The 11,988-nt window shown below is 65.3% G+C and carries 11 protein-coding genes; 7 read left to right on the plus strand and 4 right to left on the minus strand.

Features of this window, described 5'->3' with window-relative positions:
• The 4 genes from HRL41_RS10660 to HRL41_RS10675 form a co-directional block, all read left to right on the plus strand.
• Window positions 1–744: thioredoxin family protein (locus HRL41_RS10660; protein ID WP_216662664.1), on the plus strand; the 744-nt coding region annotated here is incomplete at its 5' end.
• Between the two features lie 57 nt (window positions 745–801).
• Complete coding sequence (locus tag HRL41_RS10665; protein WP_256368335.1) at window positions 802–1,647, plus strand: deoxyribonuclease IV; 846 nt, start codon at window positions 802–804, stop codon at window positions 1,645–1,647.
• A 28-nt stretch (window positions 1,648–1,675) separates the two neighbouring features.
• Window positions 1,676–2,038 (plus strand): nitrous oxide-stimulated promoter family protein, encoded by a 363-nt coding sequence (locus HRL41_RS10670; RefSeq protein WP_172137012.1) that lies wholly within the window; start codon window positions 1,676–1,678, stop codon window positions 2,036–2,038.
• Window positions 2,039–2,251: 213 nt separating this feature from the next.
• A complete protein-coding gene (locus HRL41_RS10675; protein ID WP_371808841.1) occupies window positions 2,252–2,716 on the plus strand; it encodes a cytidine/deoxycytidylate deaminase family protein in 465 nt (154 codons plus the stop codon).
• A gap of 111 nt (window positions 2,717–2,827) precedes the next feature.
• Here HRL41_RS10675 and HRL41_RS10680 read toward each other — a convergent pair whose 3' ends face one another.
• From HRL41_RS10680 to HRL41_RS10690, 3 genes are all read right to left on the minus strand, one after another.
• Window positions 2,828–3,775, minus strand: a complete 948-nt coding sequence (locus HRL41_RS10680; protein ID WP_172137013.1) for an SPFH domain-containing protein — start codon at window positions 3,773–3,775, stop codon at window positions 2,828–2,830.
• Window positions 3,776–3,979: 204 nt separating this feature from the next.
• On the minus strand, window positions 3,980–6,166 hold the full coding sequence (locus HRL41_RS10685; RefSeq protein WP_172137014.1) for an alpha/beta hydrolase: 2,187 nt from the start codon (window positions 6,164–6,166) through the stop codon (window positions 3,980–3,982).
• A 169-nt stretch (window positions 6,167–6,335) separates the two neighbouring features.
• On the minus strand, window positions 6,336–8,024 hold the full coding sequence (locus tag HRL41_RS10690) for a helix-turn-helix transcriptional regulator (RefSeq protein ID WP_172137015.1): 1,689 nt from the start codon (window positions 8,022–8,024) through the stop codon (window positions 6,336–6,338).
• 222 nt (window positions 8,025–8,246) lie between these two features.
• On the opposite strand from HRL41_RS10690, the gene HRL41_RS10695 reads away from it, so the two are divergent.
• The gene (locus HRL41_RS10695) at window positions 8,247–9,017 is read left to right on the plus strand and encodes a MerR family transcriptional regulator (protein WP_172137016.1); all 771 of its coding nucleotides are present in this window, start codon (window positions 8,247–8,249) and stop codon (window positions 9,015–9,017) included.
• A 55-nt stretch (window positions 9,018–9,072) separates the two neighbouring features.
• On the opposite strand, the gene HRL41_RS10700 is transcribed toward HRL41_RS10695, so the two are convergent.
• The gene (locus tag HRL41_RS10700) at window positions 9,073–9,957 is read right to left on the minus strand and encodes a methionyl aminopeptidase (RefSeq protein ID WP_172137022.1); all 885 of its coding nucleotides are present in this window, start codon (window positions 9,955–9,957) and stop codon (window positions 9,073–9,075) included.
• A gap of 605 nt (window positions 9,958–10,562) precedes the next feature.
• Here HRL41_RS10700 and HRL41_RS10705 point away from each other — a divergent pair.
• Together HRL41_RS10705 and HRL41_RS10710 are read left to right on the plus strand one after the other, a co-directional pair.
• Window positions 10,563–11,624, plus strand: coding sequence for a CPBP family intramembrane glutamic endopeptidase (locus tag HRL41_RS10705; RefSeq protein WP_172137017.1), 1,062 nt, complete (start codon window positions 10,563–10,565; stop codon window positions 11,622–11,624).
• Window positions 11,621–11,988, plus strand: a 368-nt coding sequence (locus HRL41_RS10710; RefSeq protein WP_172137018.1) for a GntR family transcriptional regulator, incomplete at its 3' end; no start/stop codon positions are given. The genes HRL41_RS10705 and HRL41_RS10710, both read left to right, overlap by 4 nt.

An 11,988-nucleotide genomic window follows, 5' to 3' on the forward strand; every position in this document is an offset into this window, starting at 1 on the left:
GCGGCGGCTGGTGTGGGTGCGGCGGGTTCGGAGGCCGGCGCCACGGCGGCGGGCGGGTCGGACGCCGCGGGCACCGCGGGCATGAGCGCGCCCGGCTCGGCAACACCCGGCTCCGTAGCCTTCCGCTACCTCGACCCGGCCATGAAGCCCCAGCTTGACACCGTGTTCGGCCGCATGGCCTCCTCCCTCGCGCTGGAGCTTCACCTCGACGAGCGGCCGATCTCGGCTGAGCTGCGCGGCTGGATGGAGGAGCTCGCGGCCTGCACCGACAAGCTCTCCGTGGCGGTGGCGCCGCAGGAGGCGGCCGCCGGCGAGCCCGCAGCCGGCCTCGCGGCGCCGTGCGTGCGCGTGCTGCGCGCCGACGGATCGGACACGGGCCTCGCCTTCCACGGCGTGCCGGGCGGCCACGAGTTCACGAGCTTCATCCTGGGGCTGTACAACGCGGCGGGCCCCGGCCAGCCCCTCGACGACGAGACGCGCGAGCGCATCGCGGCGGTCGCGCCGACGCACCTCGACGTGCTGGTGTCGCTGTCGTGCACGAACTGCCCCGACGTGGTGGTGGCCGCGCAGCGCATCGCCGCCGACAACCCGGGCGTGTCAACGCACGTTTACGACGTCGCGCACTTCCCGCAGTTCAAGGATCGCTACCAGGTGATGAGCGTCCCGTGCCTCGTGGTGAACGAGGGCGAGAAGATCGCCTTCGGCAAGAAGGGCCTGTCCCAGGTCCTCGACCTTCTGGGGTAAGGGAAGGGGCGCCCGCAGCGGGCGCCGAAGCGGAGTGCGGAAGCGAAGGAGCTTGGCTTGACGAGCGAGTTTACCATCGGGTGCCACCTCTCGAGCGCCAAGGGGTATGCGCGCATGGCGCAGGACGCGGCCTCCATCGGGGCGAACACGTTCCAGTTCTTCACGCGCAACCCGCGCGGCGGGCGCGCGAAGGCCGTCGACCCGGCTGACGTGGCGGCCTTCCGCGCGTTCGCGGCCGAGCACGGCATCACGCGCTTCCTCGCGCACGCGCCCTACACCATGAACCCTGCGGCGGCCAAGCCCGAGACGCGCGCGTTCGCGCTCGAGACGCTCGCGGACGACCTGGCGCGCATGGAGCACACGCCGCACCAGATGTACAACATGCACCCCGGCTGCCACGTGGGCCAGGGCGCGGATGCGGGCGTCGAGCTCATCGCCGACGCGCTGAACGCCGTGCTCGCTCCCGAGCAGACCACCACGCTGCTGCTCGAGACCATGGCGGGGAAGGGAACGGAGGTGGGGCGGACGTTCGAGGAGCTGGCGGCCATCATCGAGCGCGTCGAGCTGGCCGACCACGTGGGCGTGTGCCTGGACACGTGCCACGTGTGGGACGGCGGCTACGACGTGGCGGGCGACCTCGACGGCGTGCTCGAGGAGTTCGACCGCGTGGTGGGGCTCGGCCGCCTGCGCGCCATCCACCTGAACGACTCGAAGAACCCGCTCGGCGCGCACAAGGACCGCCACGCGGTGATCGGCGGCGGCTTCATCGGCGCGGAGGCGTTCGGGCGCATCGTCAGCCATCCCGCGCTGCGCGACCTGCCGTTCTTCCTGGAGACGCCCCATGACGCGCTGGTCGAGTGGGGCGAGGAGATCGCCGCTTTGAAGGAGATGCGCCGCGCGTAGGGCGTGCGCTTCTGGTATAGTGCGCGCCATGGCCAACGTTTCCGACAACCACGACACGCCTGCGGTGGCGAAGCGACGCGAGCGCGAGATGCGCACCATCTCGCAGATGATCGCGCTGTACTGCGCGAGCAACCACGCGGCTGCCGAGCGCACCGAGATGGCCCACTGCGGCGAGGCGGTGTGCCCCGCGTGCGCCGCGCTCGACGCGTACGCCGTGGCGCGCACGCGCGGCTGCCGCAAGATGGACGTGAAGACCTCCTGCGACGAATGCGAGAACCGCTGCTACCGTGCGGCTGAGCGCGAGCAGATCTGCGCCGTGATGCGCTTCGCGGGCCCGCGCATGATCACCAAGCATCCCATCGCCGCCGTCCGGCACCTGCTGGGGAAGTAGCGCGCGGCGACGCGCCGCCTGCGCTCGCCGGCTCGCACGCCGCCTGCGTGCTGGCGCACCCGCATGCCGCCCACCCGCGTCGCTCGCGCAGGGGCAGCGTGCGTGTTGGTGCGCTCGCGCCGCTTCCGGGCTGCCCTCGCGTGTCAAAAGCGGTATCATAGGCGGGTCATCACCGCATAGGTCAACGGCGTCTGCCGTAGGAGGAAGGTCACCGTGAACCCGCTGTCCTGGAACGAGTACTTCATGGGAATCGCCAAGCTGTCGTCTTTGCGCAGCAAGGACCCCCACACGCAGGTGGGCGCGTGCATCGTCAACGACAAGCGCATCATCCTGGGGATCGGCTACAACGGCATGCCCATCGGCTGCGACGACCGCGAGTTCCCCTGGACGTCGAACGGCGAGTACTTCGACCAGAAGTACGCCTACGTGGTCCACGCCGAGCTGAACGCCATCTTGAACTCGTCGGCGCCGCTCGACGGCTGCACGGTGTACACCACGCTGTTCCCGTGCAACGAGTGCGCGAAGGCCATCATCCAGTCGCGCATCGCGCGCGTGGTGTACCTCGAGGACAAGTACGCCGACACCGACGGCACGCGCGCCTCGAAGCGCATGTTCGACGCCGCCGGCGTGGAGTACGTGCGCTACGTCGAGCGCGAGATCGACATCACCGCGCGCTGACGGCTGCGGCCAGCGCGGACAACTGCGCGTCGGCGGCGCAAGCACGCGCTGACCTGCGCCAGCGGTTGCGCGCTGACGGCTGCGCCCTCAGGCCGGCGCGCGCTTCCCAAGCTAGCGCAGGCCCTTCCCTTCCTCGTCCTCCTTGTTCGCCACGAGCATCTGCTCGAACATGGAGGCGGTCTGCGAGAAGTCGCTCGGCAGCACCACGGTGGACATCCGGCCGCTGCGCGCGAACTCGGTCATCATGTCGGTCCACTGCGTGAAGATGAACAGCTGGTTTGCTTCCGCGGCTGACACGCCGGAGTCGCGGATCACCGACAGCGACTCGGAGATGCCGTCGGCGATGGCCTTGCGCTGCGCGGCGATGCCGATGCCGGCCTGCTCCATGGCCTCGGCGCGAGCGCGCGCCTCGGTGACCACCTTGATGCGCTCGGCCTCGGCGAGCGACTGGGCGGCTTCCTTCTCGCGCTGCGCGGAGTTGATGCGGTTCATGGACTGCTCCACGTCGGAGGGCAGGTCGATGGACGTGATCAGCGTGGACACCACGTCGAAGCCGTACGCCACCATGAGGCCCGACACCGTGACGTTCACGTCGGAGGCGATGGCGTCCTTCTTGTCGAACACCTCGTCGAGGGTGTACTGCGGCACGCTCGAGCGCAGCGCGTCGATGAGGTAGGAGCGCATCTGCGCCACGGGATTCGCCAGCATGTAGTAGCTGCGCCACACGCCCGACTGCTCGGGGCTCACCCCCGGCGTGACGGACACGCGGTACTGCGCGGCGATGGACATGGTGACGGTCACGTTGTCCTTGGTCTTCGCGTCGATGGCGAACTCTTCTTGGCGCGTGCGCAGGTCGACGCGCGCGGCGATGCGCTCGATGATGGGGATGCGGAAGTGCAGGCCCGCGGGCGCGGTGCGGTTGAACTTGCCGAGGCGCTCGATGATGGCGACCTTCTGCTGCGGCACGATGTAGATGGACTGCAGCGCCAGCACCACGAGGATGACCAGCAGGATCAAGGGCACGATCAGCGCGGACAAGATGGCTGCGACGGTTGGCATGGGGGCTCCTATCCAAGGGGGCGAGACTTTCCCCCATGATACACGAAAGCGCAGGCGTTCGCTTCAGGCGCCGTGACGCCAGTGTTTTCCTGAAAGCACGGCGTTTGCTTTATCGTGCGGAATGCGCGAAGAGGGAGGTGCTCCGCGTGCGGGGCACCTCCCTCTTCGCTTGATCTGCCTGTTTCTTAGGCTTGGGTTGGAGGATTACTTGCTTTCGTTGGCGCAGTCAGCCACGATCTTGTCCATGAACTCGTCGATGATGGCGTACACCCTGTTGGTTTCCATCTGCCAGCCGCCGTGGCCCATGCCCACGACGGAGTAGCGCTCGGATTCGATGCCCAGCTCCTGGCAGCGGTTGTACAGCTCCATGGTGGCGATGGGCGACACCACGACGTCCTCGGTTCCGTGGAACATGAGGTAGGGCACGTCTTCCTTGTCGAGGTAGGTGAAGGGGCTGGAGATGGCCGTCTTGTCCAGGTCGCTGAACACCGAGCCGCCCGGGTTCGGTCCGAATGCCGTGCCGTTAACCCACAAGGCCTCGGTGTTGGATTCGGAGTCGTGCACGTCGTAGTTGGGTAGTCCGGCGCCGATGATGGTGAGATCAGACACGCCGTAGAAGTCCAGCACGCCCTGCACGGCCGAGCTCTGGTCCAGGTTGTCGCCTGCGTCGAATTTGACCTCATCGCTGTACTGCGTGGTGTTGCCCAGCACACCCAGCATGACGCCTGTGTAGCCGCCGGCTGACCTGCCTGTTGCGATGATGCAGTTCGGGTCGATGTTGTAGTCTGCAGCATGCGCGCGCAGCCACCTGACGCCGGCTTTGGCGTCTTGGATGGGTCCGGGCATGGTGGTGTTGGGAACCACGCGGATCTCAGCTACGGCTACCGCAAAGCCGCGCTCGGCGTAGCGGAGGTACTGAATGGCGCTGGGGCCCGACGAGCTGAAGCCGCCGCATGCGGCGCAGTACAGCACCGGGCGCGGTGCGTCCTCCTTGCCGATGGAGGGCAGGAGCATGTTCATGCGCAGGCTGCTGTAGGTGTTCTTGGTGGAAATCGCCTTGTAGGTGACGTCCTTGACCTGGTTGACGATCCACTTGTTGGGGTCGACCTCGACGGTCTCTGCGCCTTCGATCGCCTCGTCGAGAGTGGGCAGGTCTTCGGCCTTGTAGGATGCGGTGCCCTTTGCGAAATCGACACTGCCGTCACCTGCGACGATGTCGATGCCAGCGAAGGAGTCGAGGAACGTGAGCATGCTCTCGACCACGACGTCCTGGTCGAACTCGGGCGTGCCGTGACCGGCGCCCTCGATGACGAGGCGCTCGGCATGCACGCCGGCATCCTCCAGGCGTTTCTGTAGCATCTTGGTGGACACGGGCGACACCAGGGTGTCAGCGGTGCCGTGGAACATGGCGAACGGCGGTGTGGTGGCGTTGATGTAGCTGAAGGGACTGGCGGCTGACGCCTTCTGTTCCATAGACTCGTCAAACACGTCGACGCCCTTCTTGGCGGCTGCGGCGCCGTTGAGCAGGATGGCCTCGGTGGTAGCGGCGGAGTGGTGGCTCTTCTCCAGCTCTTCGGGAAGGCCCGAGCCGATGATGGTGAGGTCGGACACGCCGTAGAAGTCGACGACGGCGTTCACGGCTGAGGACTGGTCCAGGTTTTCGCCCACGTCAAGCGGCGTGTCCTCGATTTCGCCCTTCCTGTTGGGCCACGGTATCGTGCTGACATTGCCGGTGACTCCTACCATGGTGGCGTAGTAGCCACCTGACGAGTTTCCGGCGACGGCCACCTTGCTCGGGTTGAACTTGTAGGCGTCAGCGTGGGCTTTCAAAAAGCGGATGGCTGCCTTGATGTCCTGTAGGGGCGTGGGGAAGTTTGACGCGGAGCCTGTGCGATGTTGTACGGAGGCGACCACGTAGCCCGCCTTTGCCATGGCAATTCGCGTGGCAAGGCGCCCAGCGGCGTCAGAGTTGGTGAAGCCGCCACCGTTGACCCACACGACCAGCGGAGTCTCGCCTGCCTTCGCCGTGGAGGGAGTGAGCAGCTCTATTTTGAGGTCGGTTGGGCGGCCGTAGTCGCTGGCGTGAAGGTAGGTCACCGTGTCTTGGTTGATGGTGGGCGCGGTCGACTTCTCGGACTCGTCAAGCGTGATCTGGTTGTAGCTGATCGACTCCTCAAGTGTTGCTAAGCCGGGTGTGTCCTGGCCCTGGCAGGCATGGCTGATGTCGACTGTGCCATTATTGACTGGGCCGTTCGTGTTACCTGAGCTGCCCGAAGCGGACGAGCCGCCCGCCTCGCCGATTGAGCATCCCACCATGCCGAGCATGGCTGCTGCGGCGATGGCGCTTGTTCCTCCCAACACGAACTGGCGACGATCGATGCACTTCTTCATGATGCAGTCCTTTCCCTCGGAGGACGGATAGGCACTGGGACGCGGTTGCTTCTGGGTCCCTTCATGTCCCAGGCAGTCGCAAGCCGTTTCTCTTCCCCTACTCACGACTGCCCGATAGGCTATCGAATCGAGGTGCGTCTGTCTCCCCATGAAATGGGGGTGATTTGTTTTATGCCTGGTCAGATGTGTCGGCAATGCGTCGCTTCACCTGGTTGACCGCTTCGATGAGCTCGTCTTTTCGATGGATTCCCATCTTTCGGTAAATGCTCTTGCTGTAGCCTTGTATCGTTCCTGGGGCTACGACGAGTTCTTCGGCAACGCGTTTTACCGTATAGCCGCGCGCCATGAGAGATGCCGCCTCGCTCTCTCGTTCGGTGAGGTTGAATGCGGCGGCGATGTCATCCATAGCCTCTTTGTGCAGGAGGTCGGGGTCGATGGAATCATGGTGGGGATGCGTGGCGGTTGTCGGGTTGATGCGAGCGCTGTCTTGTTCGCCGAAGGTGCGCTCGATGAACCGAGCACCTGCGTTCTGCGCGCTACTCTTCACATCTGAGTTGTGCATATTGCGCCGAGTTTGATTTGGAATTGTCGAAGACGAGTCGTGTCGGATTATCGTCATTGCCAGAAGGGCTGCGCATATTCCGATGGATATGGTCAGACCGGCGGCGATGCCGGTGGGAGCAAAGTACTTTTCGGGCATTGCGCCCTGAAACGAGAGCAATGTGGGGACAACTGTCGAGGTGATTCCAGATGACATGCCATAGAGGACGAGGAACGCTCCGGCAGAGGCATCGCTTGGCGGATCGCCATTAGGCCGCCAAAGCGCGACAAGCGCCATGAGATAGACGAAGAGGGCTGAATAGAGCCCTGTTATGAAGGGAGCCAGCACCTTAATCGGCGCCGCTGTGAAGGAGACCGCGGCGAGTACTGATCCAGCGAGGCCGATTCCTCCGATCAGCAGAGATTCCTCAGAGACTGTTTTGGTGTGTCGCGAGATGATCAGGAAGATGACGCCGATCGCAGTCGAGGCCGCGTAAGCGGAGAGACCGTTGACGCTGGGGGTGTAGTTGAATCCACCATGTGCACCGCGGCTTCGGAGGAACGCTCCGCAGATCACCTCGGCGAATATCAGCCCTAGGGAGAAGAGCCAGATGTTATCGAGCAGGCGATTCTCGTGCGAAGGTTTTGGCCCGCTGGCAGACTTCGCATGCCCTTCTTCGGTCGCAAAGCTTTTCGAGAGGGCTCTTTGTTGGCAAAGATGCAGCATCGCCAGCGACCCTATGGGATAGACCATCGATGCTGCTGCCGCTATGCTGCGGGGCATGATGTCGAGGAGACCCGCGGCGTGGCTCAACACGAACGCAGCAAGCACGATTGGGGTGATCTGATCTCTTGAAAGCCTTGTGAGCTGGCGAAACCATCCAACGGTGAGCGCTGTGAAGCCGACGCATAATAGGAGAATGCCCGTGAGATACGACGTCGTTGGAGTGGCCTTCGGCAGGCTTCCGATGCTGAGCATCGCTACGCCGATCGCAGCTGCTAAGGAGAGGGCGGAGATAAGGAGGGGATCTCTTGCGAAGGCAGGGCGCGCGAAACGGGCTGCAATGTTGGAAATTACCGCATTTTGCGCTTGATCGGAGAAATCGAAGAGAGTTTTGTCGATGCGAGCCTTCTTCCCACTTTGGAGGGCTGGACTTGTCGTAACGGCGACTACGACAATGAGGACGCCCGCGCAGACTGTCATGATGTCATAGATGAGGCGCAGCGCTGACGGCTCGGGGGCGATGTCGGTCACCAGCGTTCCGAAGAATGGTGCGCGCAGCATGGCACAGTAGAAACTCAAGCCGACAAGGCACATGAGCTGGTGCCTTGTCGGGCGTGTTGTGCGAGCTGACATTCCTTTCCCCCTTGCAACGAATGCTCTACGCAAAACAGGCTTGCAACTATTATAGGCGAGCAGTGGTGCGAATTTTCGGTGGCGAAGGTGTTCGAAATTTCCTGTTGACTCTCACGTTACGTGAGGGCTTATGCTGCCTTATGCGATCGCAAAAGCGGAGGCGAGCGGAGGGAGGCGGCCGCGATGCCGGGGAAGGGATACTCGGTGCACGAGCTGGCGAAGCTGGCGGGCGTGAGCGTGCGCACGCTGCACCACTACGACGAGCTGGGGCTGGTGCGCGCCCGTCGCGCAGCCAACGGGTATCGGCGCTATGAGGCGGCGGAGGTCGACCGGCTGCATCAGGTGCTGCTGTTCCGCCAGACGGGCATGCCGCTCGCGGACATCCGCCGCATGATGGAGGACCCGGCGTTCGACCAGCGCGCGGCGCTGCGGCGCCACCTCGGCGCGCTGCGCGCCCAGCGCAGCCAGATTGACGACATGATCGCGAACGTCGAGAAGACGCTCGCATGCTTGGAAGGAGGGCCGAAGATGGCCGACGAGGAGAAGTTCCGCGCGTTCAAGCGCGACCTCATCGCGAAGAACGAAGCCGCCTACGGTGCGGAGGTGCGCGAGAGGTGGGGAGACGCGGCGGCGGACGCCAGCAACGCGCGCGTGATGGGCATGAGCGAGGAGAGGTGGAGTGAGGTGCGGCAAACCGAGGCCCGCGTGAAGGAGCTGCTGCTCGAGGCTCTGCCGACGGGCGACCCGACGTGCGCGGCGGCCCAGGAGGCGGCGCGGCTGCACGGCCGGTGGCTGCAGGCGTTCTGGGCCGAGGGCGCCTACTCGAAGGCGGCGCACGCGGCGCTTGCCGAGGGCTACGTGGCCGACGAGCGCTTCCGCGCCTACTACGAGGCGTGGGCGCCGGGCGCCGCGGAGTTCCTGCGCGACGCCATCGCGGCGTACTGCGCGAAGTAGCGGGGTTCGATAACGGCGAGGCCCCGCTGCCTCGGGGCCCCGTCGCCTGCACGTCTTACCAGCTCAGCAGCTCGTAGCCGTCCTCGGTAATGACGATCTGCACCTCCCACTGGGCGGTGGGCGCCCCGTCGGCGGTGCGCACGGTCCAGCCGTTGGGGTCGGTCATGTCGATCTCCTGGGCGCCCATGTTGATCATGGGCTCGATGGTGAACATGAGGCCCGGCGCCAAGATGGGGCCGGTCCCCGGCTCGGTGACGAAGCTCACGAACGGGTCCTCGTGGAACTCCAGGCCGATGCCGTGGCCGCCGAACTCGCGCACCACCGTGTAGCCGTGCGCCTTCGCGTAGCCGTTCACCGCCGCGCCGATGTCGCCGAGGTGCCCCCACGGCTTCACGGCCTTGAGGCCCTCCTCCATGGCCTCCTTGCACACGCGCACGAGGTCGGCTTTCTCGGGCGTGGTCTCGCCGATGACGAACATGCGCGAGGAGTCCGAGAAGTAGCCGTCCTTGACGGTGGAGCAGTCGACGTTGATGATGTCACCTTCCTTCAGCACCTCGTCAGAGGAGGGAATGCCGTGGCACACCACCTCGTTGGCGGAGGTGCACACGCTGTTGGGGAAGCCCTCGTAGTCGAGCGGCGCGGGGACGGCGCCGTGCTCGACGGTGTAGTCGTGCACCCACTGGTCGATGTCGGCGGTGGTCACGCCGGGGCCGATGCGCTCGGCCACGTAGTCGAGCACCCCGACGTTCACCTCGGCGCTGCGCCTCACGCCCGCGATATCCTCGGGCGTCTTCAACAGGCTGCGGTAGGGCACCTCCTCGCCCGCGTCCCACAGCGCCTGCAGGCGCTCGTCGGTGTCGAGGTGGCACTTCTTGTACTTCTTGCCGCTGCCGCACCAGCAGACGTCGTTGCGTCCGAGCTGGGGCTGTCCGTCGTACATATTCACGATGCTCATCCGTTTCTCATGTTCGCGCACGCTGCGCGAGCGGGGCTCGCCCTAGCTGGCAGGCCGTCGCGCGTGCGATTTCGGGTTGGTTTGCGTCAGCAGTTATACTACTCCAACTTTTGCCGGAGCGCGCGGTCGTCTGCGTGCGCTCGGCGGGCGAAAAACGGGGGATCGCGGGGCGTGAGCCTGCGGTGTTTCCGCTTTGTTGGAGGGCGTGCAGATTTCTCGGGGCGTTTTGGCAGAAATCTTCAGATATTTGTTCTTCCAGGGAGACCTTTGCTGTGCTGACGGGGCTCATCAGCTCTCGGCGCTTTTTGTAAAACGCTGTGACCTGCGAATTTGATGACAGGTGCTTTGAAGGTGCAAGGCGAATTTGCCTCTGACGGCTGAGATAAAGACAAAGATCTGAAGATTTCTGCCAAAATGACGGCGAAAAACTGCACGAGGGCGAAGGATCGGCTTCCCTCGCGCTCTCGAGTGCTCTTCTTGCGCCGCTGTGTTCCATTTGTTATAGTATAGATATAACAAACTGATGCGGCAGGCGAGAAGCGACGGAGGAGGGGACGATGGACGTCACCTTGAGGCGGATTCTGATTTTCTTGGGCGTTACCTTTGCCCTGACGTGGGCCTATGAGTTCATGGTGGTGTGGCCGGCGGCGACGGGCGGGTTGGGCGACGTGCCCGCGGCGGCCGTTCAGCTGATCGTGGCCGTGGTCATGTTCTTCCCGGCGATCGGCGTGGTCGTCACGCGGCTCGTCACGCGCGAGGGGTTCTTCGGCTCGTCGCTGCTCGCACCCGTTGACTTTCGCCGCACGTGGAAGTACTGGCTGCTCGGGTGGTTCGGCCCCTCGGTGCTCGTCCTCGCGGGCGCGGCGCTGTACTTTGCGCTGAACCCCGCCGACTTCGACCCCTCGATGTCGCATCTGGCCGCGCTGCTCGAGGCGCAGGCGGCTCAGACGGGCGCGACGATTGCCCCCGACCAGGTGATCTTGGTGGGAGTCGCCCAGCTTGCGACGGGGGTCTTCCTCGCCCCCGCCCTCAACATCGCGACGACGTTCGGCGAGGAGTGGGGCTGGCGCGGCTACCTGCTGCCGAAGCTGCTCGAGCGCAGGGGCATCCTGCCGACGCTGCTGCTTTCAGGTGTGATCTGGGGCTTGTGGCATGCGCCGCTCACGATGGCCGGGCACAACTACGGCGTGGGCTATGTGGGCTTCCCCTTCGCCGGAATCCTCGCCATGTGCGGGTTCTGCGTGGTGACGGGCGTTTTCATGAGCTATGTGACGCTGCGCTCGGGCAGCTGCCTTCCGGCGGCGTTCGCGCACGGCGCCCTGAACGGCATGGTGAACGCGGGGATCATGTTCTCGGTCTCTGGCGGTGATCCCTTCGTGGGGCCGGCGCCGACGGGCATCCTCGGAGGCGCGGCGCTCATCGCGTGCGGCGTGGTGATGGCGGTGCTGCTGCGCCGCCAGGAGAAGCGCGGCGGGGACCTGCTGCTGCGCCGGCGCCCGGCGGGAGGCGAAGGGGTGTTTGCGCAAGCTGGCGAGAGCGCGCCGGCAGGCGTTGGCGAGCATGCGTCTGCGCACGACGGCGGGCTTCCGCTTGAGCCTGCCGAGGGCGGCGAAGGGGAGGCCTTCGCTCGGGACGTGAAGGAGCGCGTATGATCCTGCGCATTGACCAAACCTCAAATGAGCCGCTCTACCTGCAGATTCGCAGCCAGGTTGTGGCGGCCATCGCGCGCGGCGAGCTGCTGGCGGGCGACGGCCTGCCGAGCGTGCGCCGCTTGGCGAGCGATTTGGGCATCAACCTGCACACGGTCAACAAAGCCTACGCTGTGCTGCGCGACGAGGGCTACCTCGTGATGCGCGGGCGCAGCGGCGCGTACGTGGCTGACGAGGCGCTGGCGGCGTCGGCCGAGCGACGCGGGCGCGCCGAGGCGGCGCTCGCCGAGACGCTGCAGTCGCTCGCGCTCGAGTACAAGGCGCGCGGCGGCTCGGCGCAGGGGTTTGCCGAGCTCGCGGCGCGCGC

The sequence above is a fragment of the Adlercreutzia sp. ZJ473 genome, assembly GCF_013185065.1.
GTDB lineage: Bacteria > Actinomycetota > Coriobacteriia > Coriobacteriales > Eggerthellaceae > CAAEEV01.

Coding starts and splice junctions, on each gene's coding strand:
- HRL41_RS10685 (WP_172137014.1), bottom strand. CDS start 6,166: ATGAAGAAGTGCATCGATCGTCGCCAGTTCGTGTTGGGAGGAACAAGC.
- HRL41_RS10690 (WP_172137015.1), bottom strand. CDS start 8,024: ATGTGCCTTGTCGGCTTGAGTTTCTACTGTGCCATGCTGCGCGCACCA.
- HRL41_RS10670 (WP_172137012.1), top strand. CDS start 1,676: ATGGCCAACGTTTCCGACAACCACGACACGCCTGCGGTGGCGAAGCGA.
- HRL41_RS10695 (WP_172137016.1), top strand. CDS start 8,247: ATGCCGGGGAAGGGATACTCGGTGCACGAGCTGGCGAAGCTGGCGGGC.
- HRL41_RS10680 (WP_172137013.1), bottom strand. CDS start 3,775: ATGCCAACCGTCGCAGCCATCTTGTCCGCGCTGATCGTGCCCTTGATC.
- HRL41_RS10700 (WP_172137022.1), bottom strand. CDS start 9,957: ATGTACGACGGACAGCCCCAGCTCGGACGCAACGACGTCTGCTGGTGC.